The organism is Deinococcus indicus, assembly GCF_002198095.1.
Taxonomy (GTDB): Bacteria; Deinococcota; Deinococci; order Deinococcales; family Deinococcaceae; genus Deinococcus; species Deinococcus caeni.
Genome location: NZ_NHMK01000014.1, coordinates 149,509 through 172,933, shown reverse-complemented (window position 1 = coordinate 172,933; position 23,425 = coordinate 149,509). Strand labels below are relative to the sequence as shown.

Annotated in this window: 22 protein-coding genes and 1 tRNA gene; 15 read left to right on the top strand and 8 right to left on the bottom strand. The window is 71.4% G+C overall.

Features of this window, described 5'->3' with window-relative positions; all coding sequences use genetic code 11:
- The first annotated feature begins 10 nt into the window (after nt 1–10).
- Nucleotides 11–1,141 carry a hypothetical protein gene (locus tag CBQ26_RS21895; RefSeq protein ID WP_229844133.1) on the top strand — a complete coding sequence of 377 codons (1,131 nt, stop codon included), beginning with the start codon at nt 11–13 and terminating at the stop codon, nt 1,139–1,141.
- Between the two features lie 25 nt (nt 1,142–1,166).
- Here the strand turns inward: CBQ26_RS21895 and CBQ26_RS11320 are convergent, their stop codons facing one another.
- On the bottom strand, nt 1,167–2,144 hold the full coding sequence (locus tag CBQ26_RS11320; RefSeq protein WP_088248744.1) for a serine hydrolase domain-containing protein: 978 nt from the start codon (nt 2,142–2,144) through the stop codon (nt 1,167–1,169).
- 206 nt (nt 2,145–2,350) lie between these two features.
- Between CBQ26_RS11320 and CBQ26_RS11315 the strand changes: the two genes are divergently transcribed.
- From CBQ26_RS11315 to CBQ26_RS11295, 5 genes are all read left to right on the top strand, one after another.
- A complete protein-coding gene (locus CBQ26_RS11315) occupies nt 2,351–3,406 on the top strand; it encodes a GGDEF domain-containing protein (protein WP_143342062.1) in 1,056 nt (351 codons plus the stop codon).
- A 53-nt stretch (nt 3,407–3,459) separates the two neighbouring features.
- A tRNA-Asp gene (locus CBQ26_RS11310) sits at nt 3,460–3,535 on the top strand.
- A gap of 272 nt (nt 3,536–3,807) precedes the next feature.
- The gene (gene speA / locus CBQ26_RS11305; RefSeq protein WP_172418039.1) at nt 3,808–5,715 is read left to right on the top strand and encodes a biosynthetic arginine decarboxylase; all 1,908 of its coding nucleotides are present in this window, start codon (nt 3,808–3,810) and stop codon (nt 5,713–5,715) included.
- 282 nt (nt 5,716–5,997) lie between these two features.
- Nucleotides 5,998–7,230: a class I SAM-dependent RNA methyltransferase gene (locus CBQ26_RS11300; RefSeq protein WP_088248741.1), complete on the top strand. Its 1,233-nt coding sequence runs from the start codon at nt 5,998–6,000 to the stop codon at nt 7,228–7,230.
- A gap of 130 nt (nt 7,231–7,360) precedes the next feature.
- Nucleotides 7,361–7,771, top strand: a complete 411-nt coding sequence (locus CBQ26_RS11295) for a hypothetical protein (protein ID WP_229844134.1) — start codon at nt 7,361–7,363, stop codon at nt 7,769–7,771.
- 3 nt (nt 7,772–7,774) lie between these two features.
- Here the strand turns inward: CBQ26_RS11295 and CBQ26_RS11290 are convergent, their stop codons facing one another.
- Nucleotides 7,775–8,266 carry a hypothetical protein gene (locus CBQ26_RS11290; protein WP_088248740.1) on the bottom strand — a complete coding sequence of 164 codons (492 nt, stop codon included), beginning with the start codon at nt 8,264–8,266 and terminating at the stop codon, nt 7,775–7,777.
- Nucleotides 8,267–8,301: 35 nt separating this feature from the next.
- Nucleotides 8,302–8,751: a 4'-phosphopantetheinyl transferase superfamily protein gene (locus tag CBQ26_RS11285; RefSeq protein WP_088248739.1), complete on the bottom strand. Its 450-nt coding sequence runs from the start codon at nt 8,749–8,751 to the stop codon at nt 8,302–8,304.
- Between the two features lie 49 nt (nt 8,752–8,800).
- On the opposite strand from CBQ26_RS11285, the gene CBQ26_RS11280 reads away from it, so the two are divergent.
- Together CBQ26_RS11280 and CBQ26_RS11275 are read left to right on the top strand one after the other, a co-directional pair.
- A complete protein-coding gene (locus CBQ26_RS11280) occupies nt 8,801–9,508 on the top strand; it encodes a HepT-like ribonuclease domain-containing protein (RefSeq protein WP_088248738.1) in 708 nt (235 codons plus the stop codon).
- A gap of 111 nt (nt 9,509–9,619) precedes the next feature.
- Complete coding sequence (locus CBQ26_RS11275; RefSeq protein WP_088248737.1) at nt 9,620–10,483, top strand: DegV family protein; 864 nt, start codon at nt 9,620–9,622, stop codon at nt 10,481–10,483.
- A 13-nt stretch (nt 10,484–10,496) separates the two neighbouring features.
- Here the strand turns inward: CBQ26_RS11275 and CBQ26_RS11270 are convergent, their stop codons facing one another.
- The 3 genes from CBQ26_RS11270 to CBQ26_RS11260 all read right to left on the bottom strand — a co-directional run bounded on the left by CBQ26_RS11270 (nt 10,497) and on the right by CBQ26_RS11260 (nt 13,533).
- The gene (locus tag CBQ26_RS11270) at nt 10,497–11,480 is read right to left on the bottom strand and encodes an aldo/keto reductase (protein WP_088248736.1); all 984 of its coding nucleotides are present in this window, start codon (nt 11,478–11,480) and stop codon (nt 10,497–10,499) included.
- 28 nt (nt 11,481–11,508) lie between these two features.
- Nucleotides 11,509–11,892 (bottom strand): RidA family protein, encoded by a 384-nt coding sequence (locus CBQ26_RS11265; protein WP_078301070.1) that lies wholly within the window; start codon nt 11,890–11,892, stop codon nt 11,509–11,511.
- A gap of 108 nt (nt 11,893–12,000) precedes the next feature.
- Entirely contained in the window at nt 12,001–13,533 is a 1,533-nt protein-coding gene (locus CBQ26_RS11260; RefSeq protein WP_088248735.1) for a hypothetical protein, read from the bottom strand.
- 161 nt (nt 13,534–13,694) lie between these two features.
- Here CBQ26_RS11260 and paaA point away from each other — a divergent pair, with 161 nt between their 5' ends.
- The 5 genes from paaA to CBQ26_RS11235 all read left to right on the top strand — a co-directional run bounded on the left by paaA (nt 13,695) and on the right by CBQ26_RS11235 (nt 17,431).
- Nucleotides 13,695–14,669 carry a 1,2-phenylacetyl-CoA epoxidase subunit PaaA gene (paaA, locus tag CBQ26_RS11255; RefSeq protein WP_088248734.1) on the top strand — a complete coding sequence of 325 codons (975 nt, stop codon included), beginning with the start codon at nt 13,695–13,697 and terminating at the stop codon, nt 14,667–14,669.
- Between the two features lie 147 nt (nt 14,670–14,816).
- Nucleotides 14,817–15,407: a phenylacetic acid degradation protein gene (locus tag CBQ26_RS11250; protein ID WP_088248733.1), complete on the top strand. Its 591-nt coding sequence runs from the start codon at nt 14,817–14,819 to the stop codon at nt 15,405–15,407.
- Entirely contained in the window at nt 15,404–16,183 is a 780-nt protein-coding gene (gene paaC / locus CBQ26_RS11245) for a 1,2-phenylacetyl-CoA epoxidase subunit PaaC (protein WP_088248732.1), read from the top strand. Before CBQ26_RS11250 ends, paaC begins: the two co-directional genes overlap by 4 nt.
- 29 nt (nt 16,184–16,212) lie before the next feature.
- Nucleotides 16,213–16,725: a 1,2-phenylacetyl-CoA epoxidase subunit PaaD gene (gene paaD, locus CBQ26_RS11240; RefSeq protein ID WP_088248731.1), complete on the top strand. Its 513-nt coding sequence runs from the start codon at nt 16,213–16,215 to the stop codon at nt 16,723–16,725.
- 10 nt (nt 16,726–16,735) lie between these two features.
- Entirely contained in the window at nt 16,736–17,431 is a 696-nt protein-coding gene (locus tag CBQ26_RS11235) for an alpha/beta fold hydrolase (RefSeq protein WP_143342061.1), read from the top strand.
- Nucleotides 17,432–17,439: 8 nt separating this feature from the next.
- Here CBQ26_RS11235 and map read toward each other — a convergent pair whose 3' ends face one another.
- Entirely contained in the window at nt 17,440–18,183 is a 744-nt protein-coding gene (gene map / locus CBQ26_RS11230) for a type I methionyl aminopeptidase (RefSeq protein ID WP_088248729.1), read from the bottom strand.
- Between the two features lie 151 nt (nt 18,184–18,334).
- On the opposite strand from map, the gene paaZ reads away from it, so the two are divergent.
- Nucleotides 18,335–20,506, top strand: a complete 2,172-nt coding sequence (paaZ, locus tag CBQ26_RS11225; protein ID WP_088248728.1) for a phenylacetic acid degradation bifunctional protein PaaZ — start codon at nt 18,335–18,337, stop codon at nt 20,504–20,506.
- Between the two features lie 118 nt (nt 20,507–20,624).
- Nucleotides 20,625–21,569 carry an aldo/keto reductase family protein gene (locus tag CBQ26_RS11220; protein ID WP_088248727.1) on the top strand — a complete coding sequence of 315 codons (945 nt, stop codon included), beginning with the start codon at nt 20,625–20,627 and terminating at the stop codon, nt 21,567–21,569.
- Between the two features lie 77 nt (nt 21,570–21,646).
- Here the strand turns inward: CBQ26_RS11220 and CBQ26_RS11215 are convergent, their stop codons facing one another.
- The gene (locus CBQ26_RS11215) at nt 21,647–23,323 is read right to left on the bottom strand and encodes a GGDEF domain-containing protein (protein WP_172418038.1); all 1,677 of its coding nucleotides are present in this window, start codon (nt 23,321–23,323) and stop codon (nt 21,647–21,649) included.
- Nucleotides 23,324–23,425 lie beyond the last annotated feature (102 nt).

Sequence of the window (23,425 nt, the reverse complement as noted above, 5' to 3'; positions counted from 1 at the left end):
GGTGCCCCCCATGCTCCAGCGTTCCCGCCGCCCTGCCCTGATCCACCCCCACCACCCGGCCCACCCCCGACACCCGGCCCGCTCCCCACTTCCGGCCCGGCTGCTGGGCGCCGCGCTGCTGACCGCCCTGCTGGGCGCCTGCACCGGCACCGAGGAGGCCGCCGTCCCCCTGACCCTGGCGGTCCTGAGCGACGGTGGAACCATTCTGCGCGCCGTCACGCCCACCGACACCGGCGGCGTGGTGAGTGCCCCGGAAGGAGCGCGCGTGACCGTCACGGGCGGCGTGAAGCTGTTCACGCCCGCCGGCGGCCAGCGCCTGCTGCTGACCCGCCAGGACGGCGTGGAGAGCCGCGCCCCCGACCTGAGCGACCCGCGCCCCTACCCGGACCCCGCGTTCACGCCCCGCTGCAACCTGCGGTCCGCGCAGAACGCCGCCCGTGACCGCCTGCTGATCCTCAGCGACTGCGGCGGCGTGCAGAACCTCGCGCTGTACCAGACGGGCGTGCTCGTCTGGACGGCCGCGCTGCCCGGCGCGCTCGTCACCGCCCCCGGCCCGGACACGCCCCCCACCCGTCTGGCCGTGCAGGGCGACGTGGGCATCGTCGCGCGCGCCCGCCTGGGCGGCGGCAGCGAGGTCCTGCGCGCCGCGCCCGTCACGCCCGGCGACGCGACCGCGCAGGTCAGCCTTCCGCAGGCGGCGCCCGCCATCCGCGACCTCGCCAACCTGGGCGGCACCCTGATCGCCGCCACCGACACGGGCGTCCAGAGCCTCACGCCGGCCGGCCTGCCGGACCCCGCCACGACCCGCGCGGCCCTCGGCGCGACCCGCTTCGACCGCCTGTGGACCGGCGGCCCCCAGAACCTGCTCGCCGCGTGGCGCGACCCCGCCCTGGCCGGCACCGGCAGCGAACCGCTGCGCGTGTGGGACGGCCGCGCCGCGACCGCCGCCACCGTCGAGAACGTCACGGACCTGCGGGACCTGACCGTCACCCCGGACGGGTTCCTGTACACCCTGACCGGCAGCGCCCTGCGCCGCCACGACACCCTGCTGGGCCTCCAGAACGGTAACTGGCGCAGCGTCACCCTGCCCGTCGCCCTTCAGGACGCCCGCAGCGTCACCTGGGTCGTGCCCACGCCCTGACCCCAGCTCCGCAGGCAGGGCGGGGTCATTCCAGCAGGCGCAGCAGCAGGGCGGACAGCGCCGCGCGGCGGCCCAGCAGCGGCTCGCCCCCGCGTGCCAGGATCGCCGCGACGGCGCCCGTCCCGGCGTGAAAGGCCAGTCCGGCGCGGGCGTGCCGGGCCACGCCGTCATGCCAGCGCAGCGGCCCGCGCGCCAGCCACCCGGCCGTGACCTCCAGCCCGGCCGGCAGGCCCGGCGGACGCTGCGCCGCGACCCAGTGATCGCCCAGCGGCCCGTGCAGGTGCGCCCGCCCGAACGCCAGCAGGTCGCCGGGCGAGGCGAACAGGCCGCCCGCGCCCGCCAGCGGCCCGAACCCCGTGGGCGGCCCGGCCGGCCCGGACAGGCGCGGTGGGTCCAGCGTGACGTGCAGATTCAGCGGGCCGGTCACGAAGCGCCGCAGCGCCCGCCCGTACCCGGCGGCGCTGCACGGCTCGCCCGCCGCGACCGCCCCAGCCAGCGCCAGCGTGCCCGCGCCCAGGTTCGAGTACCGGAACCGGCCGGGCGGCCCGGCCCAGCGGCGCACGCTGTCCAGAACGGCGCGGGCGTCCATGCCGCCGTAGGGATCGTGGTAGCGGGTCAGGACCGTCACGGCCGCCCGCGCCGGGTGGGTCGGCAGGCCCGCCGTGTGCGTCGTCAGCCGCCACGCGGTCACGGAACGCGGCAGGCCCCGCAGCGGCCCGCCCAGCGCCGACAGCGGCGCGTCCCAGTCCAGCTGACCGGCGCGGACCAGTTCGGCCGCCAGCGCCGCCGTGAACGGCTTGCTGACACTCGCCAGTTCGAACGGCCCGTCCGCCGCTCCCGGCAGGCGCAGCGGCGCGCTCAGCTGCCGTCCGCCGCGCGCCACGGCGATCACGCCGCCGCCCGGCAGCGCGGCGCGCAGCAGCGGCCGCAGGTGCGTCAGGTCGCGGCCCAGCACGCCGCCCAGGTCGGTCAGGGCGGCGCGGGCCGGGTCGCGGCGGAACATGCCGGTCAGCGTACCCCGGCCGCGGGCGCCCTTCACACGGGCCGGGCGCCGCCGCCTGTCAGAGTCGTGGGAGGCGCCGCTTCCTATCCTGCGGTCAGCTGATACGGAATCCGTATTGAGGAGTGCTGCCGTATGTCCATTGCCGTCACCTTCACGTCCACAGGGGTCCGCCCGTCCTCACGCGCCGCCGGGTGCGGGGGGCGGCCGTGAATCCCGGCGCGCGGCCGGACCGGCCCGACACCCCGTACAGCCTGCCGGAACGGATCGGGCGGCTGTACTTCCGGGTGGCGCTGCCGATGGTCGCGGCGTCCCTGCTCGTCGGGACGGTCGGGGCGTCCCCGGCGGCGCAGGGGGTGATCGGGGCGCTCGCGGCCCTCGCGCTGCTGACGTCGGCGCTGCACGTCCTGCTGCCCACGCCGCTGCACGACCCGCTGCGGCGGCTGTTTCCGCCCGTGACCATCGCCTTCGTGGCGGTCGTGGCGGCGCTGTCCGGACCCGGCGGGTTGCGCGGCGACCCGCTGCTGCTGTCGGTCGTGCTGCTGCTCGGGCCGGGCACCGTGCTCGCCTGGACGCTGCTGTTCCTGGACGACGCCCGCATGGGCCGCCTGACCGGGCTGGGCCTGACCGCCAGCGCCACGCTGCTGCTGTGGCGCTGGCAGCAGGCCGGGCTGCAACCCACCCTGACCGGCAACACGCCGCTGCTGATGCTGGTGGTGTGCCTGACGGTCGTGCTGTACGGCGCGGCCTTCACGGACATCAACCGTCGGTTCGTCGCCGGGGAACGCGAGCGGCGGCGCGACCCGCTGACCGGCCTGCTGAACCGCCGCGCCTTCGACGAGGACAGCCGCGCGCCCCGCCCGGACGGTCAGGCGCTGGCCGTGCTGGACATCGACCACTTCAAGCGCGTGAACGACACGCACGGCCACACCGCCGGGGACCGCGTGCTGCGCGGCGTGGCCGACGTGATCATGGACGTGCTGGCCGGGCGCGGGCAGGCGTACCGCTGGGGCGGCGAGGAATTCGTGGTGCTGCTGCCGCCCGGCCCGGACCCGACCGACCTGACCGTGCAGGCCGCCGAACTGATCGAGAGCGTCCGGGCGGAGGTCGCGCGCCGCGCCTTCACCGGCGGGCAGCACGTGACCCTCAGCGCCGGCCTGGGCTTCAGTCCGGCGGGCGAGCCGCTCCAAGCGGCCTTCGACCGGGCCGACGGCGCCCTGCGCCGCGCCAAGGCGGACGGCCGCGACCGCGTGGTGCTGGCCTGAGCGCCGCCCCCCCCTTGACTTCTGCGGCTGCGGCCCGTAATCTCTGTTCCGCTGGTCCGGTAGTGTAGCGGTTAGCATATCTGCCTGTCACGCAGAAGGTCGCGGGTTCAAATCCCGTCCGGACCGCCAGCCAGAAGGGAGCGAGGTGAATGCCTCGCTCCCTTCGACTTTGTCCCGCCCGGCGCGGCGTATTCGGTCCTGCGGGGCGGCTGGGCCGCGCATGAAGGGTGAATGCGGGAGCAGATGACATCCGGACCGCCGGCTTTGCCGTATCATGCGCCCGGTTTCGCACGGCGTCCGTGAGTGCCTTTCCCGTCAGTGCCCGCCGCGGCGGGTTCCGGGCAGCGCAACTCCGAACCCCGCGCACGGCGAGCCTATCCCCACGGAGGAGGACGCCCTTCATGACGACACCCAGCAGTTTTTCCACCACCGACGCCGCCGAGCTGTACCAGGTTCCCAACTGGTCCGGCGGCTGGTTCCGCGTGTCCGACAAGGGACAGGTCGAGGTCACGCCCAGTCCGGGCCTGCACGTCCCGCTGCGCTCGATCGTGGACGAGATCGTGGACCGCGGCGAGAGTCTGCCGGTCATCCTGCGCTTCCCGCAGGTCATCACGGGCCGCGTCAAGCACCTGAACGAATCCTTCCAGACCGCCATTCAGGAGTACGGCTACACCGGCCACTACCAGGGCGTGTTCCCGATCAAGGTCAACCAGCGCCGCGCGGTCGTCGAGGCCGTCGCGTCGGCCGGCTACGACTTCGCGCACGGCCTGGAGGCCGGGTCCAAGGCGGAACTGGCGCTGTGCCTCGCGCAGAAGATGCACCCGGACGCGCTGCTGTGCTGCAACGGCTTCAAGGACGACGGTTTCATCAAGCTGGCGCTGTGGGGCCGCACGCTCGGCAAGAACGTGGTCATCACCATCGAGAAGTACAGCGAACTCGACCGGATCCTCAAGCAGGCCAAGGCGCTCGGCGTGCGCCCCGCCATGGGCGTGCGCTTCAAGCTGCACGCGCGCGGCAGTGGCCAGTGGGAGGAGAGCGGCGGTGATCAGGCGAAGTTCGGCCTGAACGCCTACGAACTGCTGCGCGTCGTCGAACGCCTGCGTGAAGAGGACATGCTGGACACCCTGGTCATGCTGCACACCCACATCGGGTCGCAGATCACCGACATCCGCCGCGTGAAGGTCGCCGTGCGCGAGGCCACCCAGACGTACGCCGGCCTGATCGCCGCCGGCGCGCAACTGAAGTACCTGAACGTGGGCGGCGGCCTGGGCGTCGACTACGACGGCTCCAAGACCACCTTCTACGCCAGCATGAACTACACCGTCCGCGAGTACGCCGCCGACATCGTGTACACCGTGCAGGAGGTCTGCAAGGCCAGAAGCGTGCCGGAACCCGTGATCGTCTCCGAGTCCGGCCGGGCCCTGACCGCACACCACGCCGTGCTGATCCTGCCGGTCGTGGACGTGACCGGCCCCACCCGCGACCTCGAGGACCTCGCCCCCGCAGACGAGAACAGCCACCAGATCGTCAAGGACATGGAAGAGATCCTGGCGAACATCACAGCCCGCAACTACCGCGAGTCGTACAACGACGCGGTCGGCGACAAGCAGACGCTGCACAATCTGTTCGACCTGGGCTACGTGACCCTGCCGGACCGGGCGCGCGGCGAGGCGCTGTTCAACGCCATCCTGCGCCGCATCGCCAAACTCATCCAGAACGAGAAGTACGTCCCGGACGAACTCGAAGACCTGCAGAAAGTGCTGGCCGACAAGTACATCTGCAACTTCTCGCTGTTCCAGAGCCTCCCGGACAACTGGGCGATCCAGGCGCTGTTCCCCATCGTGCCGCTCGACCGCCTGAACGAGAAGCCCACGCGGCAGGCGACCATCGTGGACATCACCTGCGACAGCGACGGCAAGATCGAGAAGTTCATCGACCTGCGCGACGTGAAAGCCACCCTGCCGCTGCACGAGCCCGGCGACCGCCCCTACTACCTGGGCGTGTTCCTGATGGGCGCGTACCAGGACGTGCTGGGCAGCGCCCACAACCTGTTCGGCAAGGTCAGCGAGGCCCACGTCACCGTGCGCCCCGGCGGGAAGTACCACATCGACCTGTTCGTGCGCGGCCAGAAGGCGCGGCGCATGATCGAATCCATGGGCTACGAGGAACCCATGCTGCGCGACGCCATCGAGGATCAGGCCGACGCCGCCATCAAACTCGGCACCCTGACCGGCGAGCAGGAACACGAACTGCTCGAGGACTACGGTGAGGAACTGCTGGGCTACACGTACCTCGAATACGAGAACTGAGCTGATACCCACTCCGATTGAATGGGCTTCACAGCCCGTTCAATCCGAGCGGATGCGAGTAGGAGAGAAACGGGTTCCGGACGTGGAGCCGGCAATTCGGTGAAGTTCCGGATTGTCGGCGAAACAAACGGAATCCGTATGAGCTGGACACCGGTTCTGTCCGGCGCGGCGGCCTCCGGGGGATTCCCCTGGGGCCGCCGCGGCACGTCGGCGGGGGCGGCGCGGGGCGCAACGTGAGCTGGGGGCAGCGGCGCGGGCGCCGGACGCGCTACCCTGTCCTTTATGTCGGACGCTTTACTTACGCTGGAAATCGAGAAACTTGTTGCGGGGGGGCTGGGGCTCGCCCGGGACGAGTCCGGCGTGGTGCTGGTCCGTGGGGCGCTGCCCGGCGAGCAGGTCACGGCCCGCGTGCGCGCCGGGAAGGGCGTGCGCCAGGGCCAGACGGTCGAGGTGCTGCGCCGCAGCCCCCAGCGCGTGGACGGCCCGGACCTGCCCACCGCCGACCTGGCGCACGCCACGTACGAGGCGCAACTGGACTTCAAACGGGCCTTCGTGCAGGAGGCCCTGAGCCGCATCGCGAAGGTGCAGCACGGCGTGGCCGCCACCGTGCCCAGCCCCGAGGCGTGGGGGTACCGCAACACCGCGCAGTACCTCGTGACGCCCGGCGGACTGGCGTACCGTGAGCGGCGCGGCAGCGACCCGCTGGTCGTGCAGAAGGACCCGCTGGTCATGCCGCAGATCCAGGCGGTCATGGACCGCATCGATCCCACGCTGCTGGACCCCGCCACCGAGGTCGCCTTCCGCGCCAGCCGCCTGACCGGCGAGGTCGTCGCCGCCGTGATCGGCGCGGGCGAGACCCGCCAGTACCTGCGCGCCAGCGACCACCTGATGGAAGCCGGCGTGGTCGGCGTGTCGCTGGCGCAGCCTGCCGGGAAACGCTTCAGCGCCGGCGTGCGCCTGATCGCCGGGGAGAGCGAGATCCGCGAGCAGTTCGGGCGGGTGCAGGTCAGCGTGTCCGCCACAGGCTTCGCGCAGGTGAACCCGCAGGCCGCCGGACTGGCCTACGAGCGGGCCGCCGAACTGGCCGGCAGCGGCGAGCACGCCGTGGACCTGTACGGCGGGGCCGGCGCGATCGGCCGTCACCTCGCGCCGAACTTCCGCCGCGTGACCGTGCTGGACGCCGCCCCCGAGGCGCTCGCGCGGGGCCGTCAGGACGTGGCGGTCAGCGGCGAGAGCAACGTCACCTTCCGCAGCGGCGACGCCGCCCGCTTCAGCGAACTGGGCACCGACGTGATCGTCGTGGACCCGCCCCGCGCCGGTCTGGAGGAGGGCGCGCGCGAGCACATCAACTCCAGCACCGCCGACCGCCTCGTGTACGTGTCCTGCGACCCGGCCACCTGGGCGCGCGACGTGGGTGACCTCGTGCGGCGCGGCTGGAAACTCGCGGAGGTCATTCCGCACGACTTCTACCCGCAGACCAGTCACGTGGAGATCGTCAGCGTCCTGAACCGCTGACCCGGAGTGCTGTGCCCGGAACCGGCGGCAGCCGGGGAGGGCCGTCCCTGCGGGGCGCGCACCTTCATGAAGCCCTTCATGAGCGCCGGTCCCTGGGAGGCGCGGCGCGCGGTGCGCTAACCTGCCCCGCGTGATTCGCCGTGCCTGCGCCCTTGTTCTGCTGGTTCCGCTGCTGGTCGGCTGCCAGGACCGTGAGGCCCGCGCGCAGAACGCCGAACTGACCCGCCGGGTCGAGGCGCTGGAGCGGCAGCTGAGCGCCGCGCAGGCCGACCGGCCCGCCGGCATCACGGCCGACGCGGACCGCGTGGTCAGCGAGGCCGCCGCGCAGAACTGCGCAAACAACCTGACCCGCGAACTGGAAATCTTCCGGCAGAACAGCAGCGACCGGATCTACCCCCGGCCCGCTCAGCTGGCCCTGCCGGACGCCTGCATCGACCACCGCGTGAACTGGATCACCCGCACCGATCAGGCGTACACCTTCAGCGTCACGGACACGGCCGGCCGCGAACTGGTCCGTCAGAGCAGCCAGACCGGCTCCTGACCGTCAGGGACGCCGGGCGACCGGCGCGTCGCTGCGGTCCTCCTCCAGCGCGATCCCGAAGGTCGTGACCTGCGGCCCCGTGAAGCCCAGCACGACGGCCCACACCAGCTCCGGCGCGTTCTCGAAGGCGGCGCTGCGGACGTAGAACACCTCACGGCCACGCGTGAAGGTGCGTTCCTGCACGACCTGCCGTTCCGGCCCGTACTGCGCCAGCCCGCCGCGCCGGAACGCCCGGAAGGCGGTCAGGGTGCCCCACTGCGCCCGCACGCCCGGCGAGAACGCCCCCCACAGCCCGTCGAGTTTCACGGCGTAGAAGTCCCCCACCAGCGTCCGGCCGCGCGTCAGGGCGACCTGCTCGGCGGCGCTGGTCTGCGCGGCCGGGGGCAGTCGGGGCGGGGCGGCCTGCGCGCCGTGACCGGCCAGCAGGGCGGCGCCCAGCAGCAGGGCCAGCGGTGCCAGCCGGACGGAAGACGCGTGCCTGGGTGCGGGGTTCATGCTCCAGCGTAGGCCCGCGCCCGCCCGGCCGGGTGTCAGCGGGGCGACGATTGTGGGGGGGGAGGCCCGCTCCCTTCAGGAACGCTCAAGTCCGTGGCGGGAGCCGGTCCCTCCAGGATCACCACGGCCGACGCGTGCTCGCGGGTGTGCGTGAGGGTAAGGTGCGCCGTCCAGCCCTGCTCGCGCATGAGCTGCGCGATGTGCGGCGCGAATTCCAGGTGCGGGCGCGCGAACGGGAACGGCCCGCCGGGCGTGGCGGTGCGCTCCACCCACACGTCCCGCCAGCCGTGCGGGCGCGGCCAGACCTTCTGGAAGGCCTCCTTGGCCGCGAACCTCGCCGCGAGGCTGGGCGCCGGGTCGCTCAGGCGCGCGCAGTACGCCAGTTCCGTGGGCGTGAACAGCTTCTCGGCCCGCCGGCCCTCGCGTTCCAGCATGCGCCGGATACGGTCGATCTCGATCAGGTCGTGGCCCACGGCGATAATCACCCGTTCAGGATACGGTCCCCGCGCGCGGGCACGCCGTATCCTGGGCGGCATGAACGCTGCCCAGCCGCTGTTTCCGGACGTCCGCCTCGACACGGTCGCCGGGCGCCTGCGGGCCGCGCAGCCGCAGTGGGAGGAGGCCGGCGTGACCCGCGTGCGGGTGTTCGGGTCGGTCGCGCGCGGCGAGGCGGGCGAGGCCAGCGACATCGACCTGCTGGTCGACTTCGCGCCTGCACAGGCGCGCGGCCTGCTGGACCTGATGCGCGCGCGGGCCGTGTTCGAGCGGGCGCTGGGCCGCCGGGTGGACGTGGTGACGGAAGCGGCCCTGCGGCCCCCGCTGCGCGGCGAGATCCTGGCCGACGCGGTGGACGTGCAGCGCGTCCCGGAGCGCCTGCCCCGCTCGCACCGCGAGAAACGCTGGCGCTGGCGGGTGTTCGACCTGCTGCGCGCCATCGACCGCGTGACGGCCTTCACGGACGGCCACACCCTGGCGACCTTCGAACGCGACGAACGGACGCAGGACGCCGTGCTGCACGGACTGGCCCGCCTGGGCGAGACGACCAAGTTCATTCCGCAGTCCGTGCAGGACACCCACCCGCACCTGCCGTGGGCGCTGCTGCGCGACGTGCGCAACCTCGTGTCGCACGACTACTTCGGGATCGAGGTGGCGCTGATCTGGCACACCGCCCGCGTGGAACTCCCCGCCCTGCGCCCCGACCTGCAGGCCCTCGCAGACGGTGAAGCGGTGGCCGCGCCGTAGCGCAACGGCCACGCACGGAGGCGGCTCTCCTGTTGAAAACTTCACACCCCGGTGGGAGCCCCTGATGGGGGAAATTTCACATTTCGGCCCGGCCGGGTTCTACCATCGGGTATGAAGAGCATCGTCCTGACCGACTCCACCAGTGACCTAGAATCCGGCCAGGCCGACGCCATCGGCCTGCGGGTCATTCCCCTCACCGTCCGTTTCGACGGACGCGACTGGCTCGACCACCACGAACTCGGCAGCGACGAACTGTTTCGCCGCGTGGAAGCCGGCGCCGACATGCCCGTCACCGCGCCCCCCACCGTGCAGACCTACCGCGACACCCTGGACGACCTGCTGCAACGCCACGACCACGTATTCGCCGTGCACCTCAGCAGCCGCCTGAGCGACACGCACGCCCACGCCACCGAGGCCGCCCTGGCCTTCCCCGGCCGCGTCACGGTCCACGACTCCTGGCAGTCCGCCGCCGGACTGGCCCTGCAGGCCGAACGGGCCGCGCGCCTGCTGCGTGACGGCGTGCCCGCCACGCAGGTCGCCGCCGCCCTGACCACCCTGCGCCCCCAGGCCACCACCCGCATGTGCCTGAACACCCTGCGTTACCTGCAACGGGGCGGCCGCATCGGCGGCGCGGCGGCCCTGCTGGGCGGCCTGCTGAACCTGAAACCCATCCTGGGCCTGCGCGAAGGCCGCGTGGAAGCCTGCGCCCGTACCGTCGGAGCGGGCCGCGCCCTGAACCACATGACCGAGCAGCTGCGCACCTGCGCCGCCAGCCTCCCGCAGGGCCGCGTGGCGTTCTTCCACAACGGCGCGCCCGACAACGTGGACGCCCTGCGCTTCGAGGCCCGCCGCCTGGGCGTGCAGGAAAGCATGACCCTGAGCCTCGGCACGGTCCTGTCCGCCCACAGCGGTCCCGGCGTGTTCGGCTTCAGCTTCGAACCCGCGCACGTCTGGCAGAACTTCCGCGCGTACTGATACGGACTGCGGGTCAGTTCCAGGGCAGCGCGGCCCGCTCCTGCCAGTACGTGCGGGCGTCAAGCGTCAGTTCCGGCAGGGTGTCCGCCGGGACCTGCACGCGCAGCGCCGCCAGATTCTGCGCCAGCTGATCGGTGTTGCTCGCGCCGCTCAGGACCATGTCCGCCCAGGGTTGCGCCAGCACCGCCGCCAGGGCCGCCGCGTCCGGCGTGACCCCCAGCTCGGCCGCCAACGCCGCCAGCGGGGCGGGCACGTCCCCGCGCCCGCTCAGGCCCCGCGCACTCAGGCGGCCGTTCGCCACGCCCTCCTTCACCACGGTCACCCACCCGGCCGCGTGCGCGTCGGCCAGGGCCGCGCCCGCCGAGCGGTCCAGCAGGTTCCAGGTGGCCTGCACCGCACTCAGGGGATTCACGCCGTCCACCTGCATCTCCAGCGCCCGCCGGATCGTGTCCGCCTGCGCGGGGCCGCTCGTACTCAGGCCCACCCGCACGCCCTCCGCCGCCAGTTCCGCCAGCCGGGACAGCACCGCCGGGTCGTCCAGCACGCCCGACTCCAGCGTGGCCGAATGGATCAGGTACAGGTCCGGGGCCATGCCCAGCGCCGCGAGCGTCTGCGGCCACTGCCGGTCCAGCGTGGCCCGGTCGTGCGTCTTGACCTCATGCACGGCCGCGTCCGGCTGCCAGTCCGCCACGTACGTGTACCCCCACTTGCTGCCCAGCACGGCGTCCCGGTGCCCGCGCGCCTGCACCCACGCGCCCAGGAACTCCTCGGCGCGCCCGTAACTGCGCGCCGCGTCGAAATACCGCACGCCCGCCGCGTACGCCGCGTCCAGCACCGCCCACGCCTGCGCCTGCATGCCCGCCACCGACCGGTCCGGCAGGTCGCCCGCGTGCCCCAGGTTGATGTACCCCGGACGGCCCAGCGCCGCCAGCCCCACCCCCAGGCGCGGTGACGCCGGATCGAACGGACGGCCAAGACCGGACAGGGAAGAAGTCATACTCCCCAGTCTGCCGCAGGGGCGGGGGTCACCCGCCGATGACGGCTTCGGCCTCAATCTCCACGAGGTGCAGCGGGTCGATCAGCGCGGCGACCTGCACCAGGGTCGTGGCGGGGCGGATGTCGCGGAACACCTCGCCGTGCGCGCGGGCCACTTCTTCCCAGCGGCTGATGTCGGTCACGTAGATGCGGGTGCGGACCACGTCGGACAGCTGCGCGCCGGCCGTTTCCAGGGCGGTGCGGATGATGCCCAGCGCCGCGCGGGTCTGTTCGGCCGGGTCGCCCTCGCCGACGACCTCGCCGTTCACGGTGGCGGTCGTGCCGCTGACCTGCACGGTGTTCCCGACCTTCACGGCGCGCGAGTACCCGATCTGCGCTTCCCAGGGGCTGCCACTGCTGATGTTCTGACGCATGACCCAGCGTAAACAGCCCGGCCGGCTGCGCGCCGCGCCGTCGTCTGACCCGCCCTGTGCCGCGCCGCGTGACAGGCCCTCCGCCACCGCCCATCAGCTGCCGACCGTTCAGTCCTCGTACAGTTCGCCGCTGCGGGGCGTGAAGGTCCAGTCCGTGACCTGCCAGCCCTGCGCGGCGCGGCCCAGGTTGACGGTCAGGGTGTGGCGTTCGCCGCTGACGTACTCGCTGTCGGTGCGGTCGTCGGTGAAGCCGACGGTGGTCGTGATGACCGCCTGCGCCTGCGTGGCGCTGTCCCGCGCGAGGGTGACGCTGCCGAACGTGAAGTTCCCCAGCCGCGCCAGCGGGAAATCGGCCGGGCCGCGCCGGGCGTCCAGCCAGGGCCGGGCGCGGGTGACGGCCGCGTCGATGCGGCGCTGCACCTCGGCGGTCTGCGCGGCGGTGCGGGGTGCGCTGCGGTACTGCGAGGCGACGTGCCCGGCGACGCTGCTCAGGTCGCTCAGCAGCGCGGTCGTGACGGCCAGCGGGTCGTCCCGCAGTTCGGTCAGGGCGGCGCTGCCCACGCGGTACGCGGCGTAGCGGACGCTGCCGCTGCGGGCGTCGCGCAGCAGGACGTCGTCGCGGCCGTTCGCGCGGCGGACCGTGACGGCCGGCCAGACGGTCAGGCGCGGCTCGCCGTAGCTGTCGCGGGTGACGGGGACGGTCAGCAGGGCGGGACTGGCCGTGATGTCCGTGCCGCTCGGCTGGAACAGGCGCAGCGTGGCGACCGGGTCCCGTCCCGCGCCGACGATGACGGCAAGGTACGCGCGCGTGCCGGGCGCCGTGAACGCCCCGCCCACGCCGCTGCGCACGGCGTCCGCGTTCAGGCCGGCGCGGGTCGGCCAGTCCCGCAGTCCGAAGTCCGAGAGGTCCTGCCGCACGTCCGGCCCGTAGTTCGCCAGCCACGCCCGGAAGGGTGCCGGTTGCGTCGCCGCCCAGGTGTCGGCGCTGGCGTCCCCCTGCGTGACGGCGCGCGTGGCGTACTCGACCAGCACGCCCCCGCTGAACGGGTCGGCGTTCATGTGGCGCGCCTCCGCCTGCAGGAAGCCGGGGAAGGCGCGGGTGTTCTCCACGTACCGGCCGTTCAGGAAGGAGTACACGGCGGGCAGCGGGGCGCTCTCGGCGAAGCTCATGCCGTACCCGTACGCGAAGCGCCAGTCCGCGCCGACCAGTTCCAGCGGGCCGCGTCCGTCCAGCTGCCGGGCCTCCAGGGTTTCGCTGTGCGCGCTGAACGCCGTGAGCAGCCGCCGGGGCGGGCTGGTCAGCGAGTACAGCGTGTGCGTGAAGCAGCAGTGCGCGCCGCCGGAAAAGCCGGCCAGCAGCACTTCCGGGACGCCGTCGCCGGTCACGTCGCGGCACCAGTCCACGCCGACCATGGTGTCCTCGACCGTGGCGTGCGTCACGCCGCCGCGCGAGAGGGTCACGCGGTCAAGTGGATCGCCGAAGCCGTTCTCGCGCAGGGTCAGGGTGTACGCCCCGCAGGTCTGCGAGGAGGCCTTCACGGGCGCGGGCGTGGTCTGCGCGTCGGCGGGCGCGGCCAGCAGCAGGCACAGCAGCGGGCTCAGGGCGGAGGCCAGCAGGAGCGGCGTGCGGGGTCGGGTCATCAGGAACCTCCGTGAGAGGGGAGCGGGGATGTGGACTCGCCTCACAGCATGCCCCATGTGGGCGTCCGGGTGAACGGGCCGCGCGGATGCAACCCACCCCACACCCGACCTAACGCTCGTTAGGTACACTGGGGGCAAGTCCCCATCAGGAGGTTGCCCCCATGACCCACCCCACCCCCGCCCAGACCGGTATCACACCCGGCGAAACCGCCGAGCAGCACGCGCACTTCGAGGCCCGCATCGCGCGCGGCGAGAAGATCGAGGCCGGCGACTGGATGCCTGCCGAGTACCGCCGCCAGCTCATCCGCATGATCAGCCAGCACGCCCACAGCGAGGTCGTCGGGATGCTCCCCGAAGGCGAATGGATCACCCGTGCGCCCAGCCTGAGGCGCAAGACCATCCTCATGGCCAAGGTGCAGGACGAGGCCGGGCACGGCCAGTACCTCTACCACGCCGCCGAAACGCTGGGCGCCACCCGCGAGGACATGCTCCAGGCCCTCCTGAGCGGCAAGGCCAAATACAGCAGCATCTTCAACTACCCCACCCACAGCTGGGCGGACGTCGGCATGATCGGCTGGCTTGTGGACGGCGCCGCCATCAAGAACCAGACCATGCTCGCCGGCTGCTCCTACGGCCCGTACAGCCGCGCCATGGTCCGCATCTGCAGCGAGGAAACCTTCCACCACAAACAGGGCAAGGAAATGATCGTCGCCTACGCCCAGGGCACCCCGCAGCAGCGCGCCATGGCACAGGACGCCCTGAACCGCTGGTGGTGGCCCGCCATGATGATGCTCGGCCCGCACGACGCCGACAGCCCCAACAGCGGCGTCCTCACGCGGTGGGGCATCAAACTCAAGAGCAACGACGAAGTCCGGCAGGAATTCATCAACGAACACGTCCCCGAACTGCTCGAAGCGGGCCTCACCATCCCCGACCCCGACCTCCACCAGGACGAGCACGGCAACTGGCGCCACGGCCCCATCCACTGGGACGAATTCTGGGCCGTCATCCGCGGCGAACAGGGCCTCAACAAAGAACGCCTCGGCGCCCGACAGGCCGCCCACGACGACGGCGCCTGGGTCCGCGACGCCCTCCAGGCGTACACGGACCGGCAACGTGCCGTCGCGGCCGACTGAACCCCTCTGCTTCGCAGCTCTGCGAGTCCGCCCCTTCGGGGCACCTCCCCTCAAAGGGGAGGCAAAGCATGTCCCTGGCTCCCCTTGAGGGGAGCTGGCCGCGCAGCGGACTGAGGGGTCACCCCCCAGCCCAGAAAGGAATCACCCATGACTCAACCTCAATACCCGTCCTCCGATACGCAGTGGCCGCGCTGGGAGGTGTTCAAGCAGGACGCCCCGAACCGGCCGCATCAGGCAGTGGGGAGCGTGCACGCCGGTGATCCGCAGCATGCGCTCCTGACGGCGCGGAACGTGTTCGTGCGCCGCCCGGCGGCCGTGAGCCTGTGGTGCGTACGCGAGGATGACATTCTGACCGCCACGCCCGAGGAACTGACCACGAATTTCGCGCTGCTGGACACGCCCGGCGAGGCCGGGACGTACCACGTGGGCGTGAAACGCACCAACAAGCGCTCCATGACGTTCGTGGATCTCAGCGGCACCGTGCAGGCCAGCGGGAGTGGCGACGCGCTGCGGCAGGCGCAGGTCATGCACCCGGACGTGCTGGCCTGGATGGTCTTCCCGGAAACGGCAGTCGTCCGCACGGACGAGGACCCTGGCACCGTCGAGAGCTGGTTCGCGCCCGCGAAAGACAAGACGTACAAGCAGCAGCAGCACTACGGCGTGATCGGCCGTCACGTCGGCGAACTGAAACGCGCCGGGCTGATGCCGGGCCGCGCCGCCAGCGAGGAAGGCGCATGACCACCACCCCCACCGAACTGACCGACACGCAGACGCAGGCGCTCCTCCTGAAACTCACGGTCCTCGCCGACGACGAGATCATCCTCGCCCACCGGAACGGCGAGTGGACCGGGCACGCCCCCATCCTGGAAGAGGACATCGCACTGGCGAACATCGCGCAGGACGAACTCGGGCACGCCGGACTGTACCTGAGCCTCGCGCAGACCCTCGGCGGCAGCGACCCCGACCGGGTGGCATTCTGGCGCGGCCCGGACGACTACCTGAACACCCGCCTCGTGGAACTCCCGAAAGGCGACTGGGCGTTCACGATGGTCCGGCAGTTCCTGTACGACACCTCCGAAGCGCTGTGGCTGGAGGCCGCCACCCGCAGCACCTACGCGCCCCTGGCAGAAATTGCCGCGAAGGCCGTGCGCGAGGAGAAATTCCACGTGCAGCACACCGCCCTGTGGGTGGAACGCCTCGCCCTGGGCACGCCGGAGAGCGAACGCCGCACCCAGGCCGCCCTGACCGAACTGTGGCCGCACGCCGCGCAACTCTTCCAGCCCGTCGAGGGCGAGGCCGAGCTGACCGCCTCTGGCATCCTGCCTGATTTGAACGCCGTTCACGCCCGCTGGAGCGACCTCGTCACCCGGCACCTCGTGGACAGGTGCGGCCTCACCCTCCCCGACGCGCCCGCTACCCAGCCCGGCCGCGACACGCACACCGAACACCTCGCCCCCCTGCTGGAAGAGATGCAGCGCGTCGCCCGGCAACACCCCGACGCCGAGGTCTGGTGAACAGGTTGAAGGTTGATGGTCAAAAGTTGATGGAAGACTCCACCCCATCACCTATCAGCCATCAACTATCAACCATCTGGGACGCGCTGGCCAGCGTCCCAGACCCTGAGATTCCGGTCGTGAGCATCACGGACATGGGCATGGTGCGGGACGTGACTGTGGGCGACGCCGGGCGCGTGACGGTGACGTTCACGCCCACCTTCAGCGGCTGCCCCGCGCTGCACGTCATCCGGGACAGCATCGAGCAGGCGGTGCGCGACCTGGGTGTGACCGACGTCGAGGTCCGCAGCACCCTCACGCCCCCCTGGACGACCGACTGGATAGGCGACGACGCCCGCGAGCGGCTGCGGCAGTACGGCATCGCGCCCCCCGCCCCCACCGGGGAAGGGCAGCTGATTCAGCTGGACGCGGAACCCACCCGCTGCCCCCGCTGCGGCAGCCTGAACGTCCGCATGACCGCGTCTTTCGGCCCGACCCTCTGCAAACGCATGTACGTCTGCGACGCCTGTAAGGAACCGTTCGAGGGCTTCAAGAGCGTATGAGCATGACGTCGTGACCGCACAGCACACCATCCGACTGCCTGCTGGTGACTTCGTGTACCGCGAAACGGGCATGCCTGACAGGCCGACCGTGCTGGCGCTGCACGGCATGGGTCGGGACGGCTCCGACTGGGACGCGACCGCTCAGGCAATCGCCCCGCAGTTCCGTCTGGTGGCCCTCGATCTGCGCGGGCATGGGCAGAGTGTCCGGACGGGGCAGTACAGCCTGGAGGCCATGCGGGACGACGTGGCGGCGTTCGTGGACGCCCTTCAGCTGAGTGACTTCGTGTTGCTGGGGTTCTCGCTGGGGGGTGTGGTCGCGTATCTGTACGCGCAGTCGCACCCCGCGCGGGTCCGTCAGCTCGTGACGGTGGATACGCCCCTGCCGACCACCTGGGAGCAGCCCGCGCCGCCCGCCCAGGCTCCCGAGGGCGTTCGGCACGACTGGAACGCCACCACGCAGCTGTTCCCGGAGCTGCACACCACGAATGACCGGTGGTGGCATGACCTCGCGCGGATCACCTGCCCGGCACTTCTCCTGCGAGGTGGGGAGACCAGCTGGATGCCGCAGGAACGCATCGAGGACACCGCCCGCCAGCTGCCGGACGCCCGCGTGATCGAGATTCCAGGCGGCGGCCACCCCCTGCACCGTACCCAGTTTGCGGCGTTTACCAGCCACCTCACCCGCTTTCTTCGGGGAGCGGAATGACCCTCACGTCACGCCGTCAATATCACCGGTTTCCCTTTGGTGATCATGATGGTGTGTTCGACGTGGGCGGCGATTCCTCCGTCGGTGGTGGCGAGCGTCCAGCCGTCGCGGCGGGTGCGGACGCGGGGGCTCTTGCCGGTGCTGATCATGGGTTCCACGGCGATCACGAGCCCCTCGTGCAGCGGTTTGCGGAGTGCGGGGCGGTAGTAGTTGGGGACGTCGGGTTTCTCGTGGATGGCGCGGCCCACGCCGTGCCCCTGAAGTTCCGGCAGGAGCGTGAAGCCCCGGCGCTCTACCTCGGTCTGGATGGCGCGCCCGATGCCGTTCAGGGGTTGCCCGGCGCGGGCGGCGTTCAGGCCACGGGCCAGGGCCGCCTCGGCAGCCTCGATGAGGCGGGTGGCGGTGGGGGAGACGGGCGGCACGGCGACCGTGATGGCGGCGTCCGCGACGAACCCGCCGACGTTCGGCGTGACGTCGATGCACACCACGTCACCCGCCTGAAGCGGTCGGTGGGTGGGCAGGCCGTGGACGATGTCGTCGTTGACGCTGATGAACACGTTCACGGGCGCGCCGTACTCGGCACGCGGCGCGGAGAATGCGCCGAACCCCGCGAACACCTGCCCGGCCAGCGCGTCCAGCTCGGCAGGCGTGATGCCCGGTTCGACGGCGGCGCGCAGGGCGTCGAGGGTGCGGGCGACGACCTTCCCGGCGAGGGTCATGCCGTCCAGTTCATGCTGCGTGGTGATCGTCATGCGGCAGTGTAAGCGCCCGGTCGTGGGCGGGAGTGTGACGATCCGGTGACCCGTTGCTTTTCTCCTCCCCCTTGCCTTGCAAAGCTGCGCAGCAGAGGGGGGAGGCCGGGTGGGGGTGAACTGGGCTGATCTCCAAGTACGCCTGAACGAAATGCCCTGTTCCTGCCCTCAGATCGATTCTTCTTTCTCTCTTCAAGGAGCGTTTTCTGTGACTCAATCAATCACTTCTGATCTTCTTCGTCCGGCGTCTTACGTGTCGGGTTCATGGCATGCGAATGCGGATGGGCAGGTGCTCCTGGACGCGGTGTACGGGCGTCCGGTGGCGGTGATCTCGTCGGAGGGTGTGGATTTCGGTGGGGCGCTGGCATACGGCCGGAAGGCGGGCGGATTGCTGCGCCGCATGACGTTCCATGAGCGGGCGCGGGCGTTGAAGGCGCTGGGGGCGTTCCTGATGGAGCGCAAGGAGGCGTATTACGCGCTGAGTGCGTTGACGGGGGCGACGCGGCGGGATTCGTGGGTGGATATCGAGGGTGGGATCGGCACGCTGTTCAGTTACGCGAGTGCGGCGCGGCGGGAACTGCCGGACGAGCGCTTCTGGCCGGACGGGCGCGTGGAGCGGCTGGGGCGCGAGGGGACGTTCGTGGGCCGTCACCTGCTGGTGCCGCGTGAGGGCGTGGCGGTGCAGATCAATGCGTTCAACTTCCCGGTGTGGGGGATGCTGGAGAAGTTCGCGCCCGCCTTCATCGGGGGGATGCCGAGTCTGGTGAAGCCCGCGCCGCAGACGGCGTACCTGACGGAGCGGGTGGTGCGGGACATCGTGGCGTCGGGCCTGATTCCGGAGGGGTCGCTGCAACTCGTGACGGGGGAGCCGGGGTCGCTGCTCGATCACGTGGAGGAGCAGGACGTGGTGGCGTTCACGGGGTCGGCGGCGACGGCGGCGAAACTGCGGGTGCATCCGGCGATCGTGGGGCGGTCGGTGCCGTTCAATGCGGAGGCGGACAGCCTGAACGCGTCGGTGCTGGGCCTGTCGGTGAAGCCGGAGGACCCGGAGTTCGCGCTGTTCGTGCGCGAGGTGGCGCGCGAGATGACCGGGAAGGCCGGGCAGAAGTGCACCGCGATCCGCCGGGCGCTGGTGCCCTCCCATCTGGTCGAGGCCGTGACGGAGGGTCTGCGCCGCGAACTGGCGAAGGTGACGCTGGGCGATCCGGCGCGGGATGACGTGCGGATGGGCGCGCTCGTCAGCGTGGAGCAGCGCGAGCGGGTGCGTGAGACGCTGGAGAAATTGCAGCAGGAGGCGCGCGTGGTGATCAGCGGCGAGGCGCAGCTGCTGGGCGGTGACCGCGAGAAGGGCGCGTTCCTCGACCCGACGGTGCTGCTGTGCGAGAACCCCCTGACGGCGCGCGGGCCGCACGAGCTGGAGGCGTTCGGGCCGGTCGCGACGCTGCTGCCGTACGACTCGCTGGAGGACGCGATTCACCTCACAAAGCTGGGTCGGGGCTCGCTGGCCGGGAGCATCGTGTCCCGCGACCGCGCCGAGGCGACGGAACTGGTGCTGGGCATGGCGAGTTCGCACGGCCGCCTGCTGGTCCTGAACCGCGATAACGCCAGGGAGAACACCGGGCACGGGTCGCCGCTGCCGCAGCTTAACCACGGCGGGCCGGGCCGCGCGGGGGGCGGCTCGGAACTGGGGGGCCTCAGCGCAGTGCGGCATCACATGAACCGCGTGGCGGTGCAGGCCGACCCGACCACCCTCACGGCGATCACGCGGGAGTTCGTGCCCGGCGCCGAAGTGCAGGAGGACGTGGTGCACCCCTTCCGCAAGTCCTTCGACCAGATTCAGGTGGGCGACAGTCTCCTCACGCACCGCCGCACCGTCACCGAGGCCGACATCGTGAACTTCGCGGGCCTGACCGGCGACCACTTCTACGCGCACGTCGACGAGATCGGCGCGCGGGAGGGCATCTTCGGCAAGCGCGTGGCGCACGGGTACTTCCTGATCTCGGCGGCGGCCGGGCAGTTCGTGTCGCCCGCGCCAGGGCCGGTGCTGGCGAACTACGGCCTGGAGAACCTGCGCTTCATCGAGCCTGTGGGTATCGGGGACACCATCCGCACGCGCCTGACCTGCAAACGCAAGATCCGCAAGGACCTGCGCCCCGGCGAGACCCGCCCCACCGGCGTGGTCGAGTGGCGCAGCGAGATCACCAACCAGGACGGCGCGCTCGTCGCCACGTACGACATCCTCACGCTGGCCGAGCGGGCGCGCGACGGGTTCGACCCGCCCGAGGAGATGCTGTCGGAGGAGGGCGGATCGGCGCAGGCCTGATGCGGCCTCCGGCTGCCGGGGAGCGGCCACTCACACCTGCGGGGCATTGTGCTGAGTGTCTCTTTATGCGGGCTTCACCTGACGGCCGGCGGATGCTTTATCCGATAAAGTGTGCCGCATGGAATACCGGAACCTCGGCAAGAGCGGTCTGAAAGTCAGCGAAGTCGCCCTGGGCGGCTGGGAAACGTACGGCGTCGGCGTGAACGAGCAGCAGATGGTGCGTGACATCGTCACCGCCGCGTACGACGGCGGCGTGAACTTCTTCGATCAGGCCGACATCTACGCCAAGGGTCGCAGCGAGGAACTGATGGGCAACGTGCTGCGCGAACTGCCGCGCCACACTCTGGTCATCAGTTCCAAGGTGTACTGGCCCATGAGTGACGACGTGAACGACCGTGGCCTGAGCCGCAAGCACGTCCTGCACAGCATCGACGGCAGCCTCAAGCGCCTGGGGACCGACTACCTCGACGTGTACTTCGCGCACCGCTACGACCCCGACGTGCCCATGGAAGAGATCGTGATGGCCTTCGATCAGGTCATCCGCGACGGCAAGGCCCTGTACTGGGGCACCAGCATGTGGCCCGCCGCTCGCATCGCCCAGGCGGTCGAGTTCGCCCGCGCCCATGGCCTGCACGCACCCATCACCGAGCAGCCCGAGTACTCCATGATCCGCCGCGACCGCGTCGAGAAGGAAATCCTGCCGTACACCGAGACGGCCGGCGTGGGCCTCGTCGTCTGGAGCCCGCTCGCCATGGGCCTGCTGACCGGCAAGTACGACGACGGCAAACCCGAGGGCGCCCGCCTGACCGAGAAGGAAAACTGGGGCAAGAACTTCCTGACCGACGAGAACATCCAGAAGGTCCGCGACCTGAAAGCCATCGCCGACAGCCTGAACATCACCCGCGCGCAACTGGCCCTCGCGTGGATCCTGCGGCAGAAGGGCGTGAGCAGCGTCATCACGGGCGCCACGAAAGTCCAGCAGATCGAGGACACCGTCAAGGCCGCCGGCGTGCGCCTGAGCAGCGACGTGATCGAGCAGATCGAAACCATCCTGACCCGCTGAACGCGGGCGTCTGTCCGCGCGGCCCCCTCCATCCCGGAGGCGGGCCGCTGCTGTTACCGCCCCTTGCCGCTGGCGGTTCAGTCTCTGGGGGGGTGCACGCGGTTGCGGCCGGCGCGTTTGGCGCGGTACAGGTGCTCGTCGGCCTGCGTGAGCGCGGCGGGCAGGCGGTGGCCGGGTTCCACGGCGTACCCGACGCTGGCGGTCAGGTCCGTGCCGGGCAGCAGTGCGGACCAGTCGTGACCGGCCACGGCGTGGCGGCAGCTTTCGGCCAGGGCGTGGGCCTGCGCGGCGTCCCTGACGGGCGCGATCAGCACGAATTCCTCGCCGCCGTAGCGGGCCAGGAGCGCCTGGGGCCAGCGGGCCAGCTGGCCGCGCAGGACGTCCGCCACGCCCCGCAGCGCGCGGTCCCCGCCCGCGTGGGAGTGCCGGTCGTTCACGCGTTTGAAGTGGTCGATGTCCACGAACAGCGCCGCGAACGGCCCGTCGGGTGACTCCTGCAGGCGCAGCAGGCCCTCTTCCAGTCCGCGGCGGTTGAGCAGTCCGGTCAGCGGGTCCTGCCGCGCCTGGGCTTCGGCCAGCCGCAGGCGGTCCTGCCAGGAGCTGGCGTCCTGCCGCGCCTGCTGCTGCGTGGTGACGTTCACGCGGCTCAGGGCGTCCCGCGCGTCCGCGAGGGCCTCGCGCGCGGCGCGCAGGGCCTGCGGGTACTGCCCGGCCCGTTCGTGCAGCGCCGAGATGTCCCCCAGGATGCGTTGCGTGTCCCGGTGGCGGTGCTGACTGCGCACGAGGGCCAGCGCGACGTGGTACTCGTCGAGGGCGGCGGCGTGGTTGCCGCGCGCTCCGGCCAGTTCCGCGAGGCACAGGTTGACCTCTATGTACAGCTGCTGGTCGAGGCCGCTGTGCAGTTCGGCAGCCCGGTCGGCGGCCCGCTGCGCGGCCGTCAGGTCGCCGCTCAGCAGGTGCAGGGTGCTCTCGTGTGCGTGGCACAGGACTTCGGTGGTGCGGCTGGGCAGGACTTTCAGGGCGGCGTGCGCGGCGCGCAGCACCATCAGGCCCTGCTGGGCGGCGTGCTGAACCGCTTCCGTTCTGCCCAGGTCGCGGGCGTGCCGGGCCAGCAGCGCGTACGAGTGCGCGCGGTTCTCGTGCAGGTAGTTGTTCAGGTCGTCCCGTAACTGGGGGTCGTGCAGCGAGTGGATGTGCTCCTCGAGCAGGTTCAGCTGGTGCAGCGCCTCGCCCGGTTCGTCCCGGTTGTTCGCCAGCCACGCGAGGTTCACCAGGGCGTTCCCGGTGTCCAGCGGGTCGTCCTGCTGCCGCGCGAGGCCCAGCGAGTCCTGCAGGTCCTGCTGCGCGCCGTTCAGGTCGCCGATCAGCATGTGCGTCAGCGCGCGGACGTTCAGCAGCGAGGCCTGCAGGTGGCGCAGGTCGTGTTCGCGGATGAGTTCCTGGGCGCGCGTGACGGCGTCCCTGGAGCGTTCCAGCTGGTTCAGGTGCGCCGCGACGAAACTCAGGCCGATCAGGGCCAGGGTCGCCTCGGCCGGGGCGTCGGCGAGCAGCGCGAGTTCCAGGGCCGCCTCGCCGACCTGCTGCGCGCCGTGCATGCTGGTGTCGCGCAGGTACCGCGCCAGGCTGGTCAGCGCCTGCGCCCGCTCGCGGTCGTTCGTGGCCGCCCGGAATTCCATGACCAGCGGTCCCGGCAGGTTCGCGGGCAGCTGGAGGCTCCCGAGATCGAACGGGACGGGCGGGGACATGACGGTCATTGTCGCGGATTGTGCGGTGAACGCGGCGCGCATGTCCGTGAAATCCGGGCCATTCCACCCGACCACCCCCCCCAGCGCCGCCCCGCACCCGCCACGCCGCGC

What these genes read in the sequence shown, in the direction of transcription:
- CBQ26_RS11280 (WP_088248738.1), top strand. Translation starts at nt 8,801, where the DNA reads ATGAACGCTGCCCAGCCGCTGTTTCCGGACGTCCGCCTCGACACGGTC.
- CBQ26_RS11290 (WP_088248740.1), bottom strand. Translation starts at nt 8,266, where the DNA reads ATGAACCCCGCACCCAGGCACGCGTCTTCCGTCCGGCTGGCACCGCTG.
- CBQ26_RS11215 (WP_172418038.1), bottom strand. Translation starts at nt 23,323, where the DNA reads ATGACCGTCATGTCCCCGCCCGTCCCGTTCGATCTCGGGAGCCTCCAG.
- paaD (WP_088248731.1), top strand. Translation starts at nt 16,213, where the DNA reads ATGGAAGACTCCACCCCATCACCTATCAGCCATCAACTATCAACCATC.
- map (WP_088248729.1), bottom strand. Translation starts at nt 18,183, where the DNA reads ATGACGATCACCACGCAGCATGAACTGGACGGCATGACCCTCGCCGGG.
- CBQ26_RS21895 (WP_229844133.1), top strand. Translation starts at nt 11, where the DNA reads ATGCTCCAGCGTTCCCGCCGCCCTGCCCTGATCCACCCCCACCACCCG.
- CBQ26_RS11260 (WP_088248735.1), bottom strand. Translation starts at nt 13,533, where the DNA reads ATGACCCGACCCCGCACGCCGCTCCTGCTGGCCTCCGCCCTGAGCCCG.
- CBQ26_RS11320 (WP_088248744.1), bottom strand. Translation starts at nt 2,144, where the DNA reads ATGTTCCGCCGCGACCCGGCCCGCGCCGCCCTGACCGACCTGGGCGGC.
- paaZ (WP_088248728.1), top strand. Translation starts at nt 18,335, where the DNA reads ATGCCCTGTTCCTGCCCTCAGATCGATTCTTCTTTCTCTCTTCAAGGA.
- CBQ26_RS11265 (WP_078301070.1), bottom strand. Translation starts at nt 11,892, where the DNA reads ATGCGTCAGAACATCAGCAGTGGCAGCCCCTGGGAAGCGCAGATCGGG.
- CBQ26_RS11300 (WP_088248741.1), top strand. Translation starts at nt 5,998, where the DNA reads ATGTCGGACGCTTTACTTACGCTGGAAATCGAGAAACTTGTTGCGGGG.
- paaC (WP_088248732.1), top strand. Translation starts at nt 15,404, where the DNA reads ATGACCACCACCCCCACCGAACTGACCGACACGCAGACGCAGGCGCTC.
- CBQ26_RS11275 (WP_088248737.1), top strand. Translation starts at nt 9,620, where the DNA reads ATGAAGAGCATCGTCCTGACCGACTCCACCAGTGACCTAGAATCCGGC.
- speA (WP_172418039.1), top strand. Translation starts at nt 3,808, where the DNA reads ATGACGACACCCAGCAGTTTTTCCACCACCGACGCCGCCGAGCTGTAC.
- CBQ26_RS11250 (WP_088248733.1), top strand. Translation starts at nt 14,817, where the DNA reads ATGACTCAACCTCAATACCCGTCCTCCGATACGCAGTGGCCGCGCTGG.
- CBQ26_RS11220 (WP_088248727.1), top strand. Translation starts at nt 20,625, where the DNA reads ATGGAATACCGGAACCTCGGCAAGAGCGGTCTGAAAGTCAGCGAAGTC.
- paaA (WP_088248734.1), top strand. Translation starts at nt 13,695, where the DNA reads ATGACCCACCCCACCCCCGCCCAGACCGGTATCACACCCGGCGAAACC.
- CBQ26_RS11270 (WP_088248736.1), bottom strand. Translation starts at nt 11,480, where the DNA reads ATGACTTCTTCCCTGTCCGGTCTTGGCCGTCCGTTCGATCCGGCGTCA.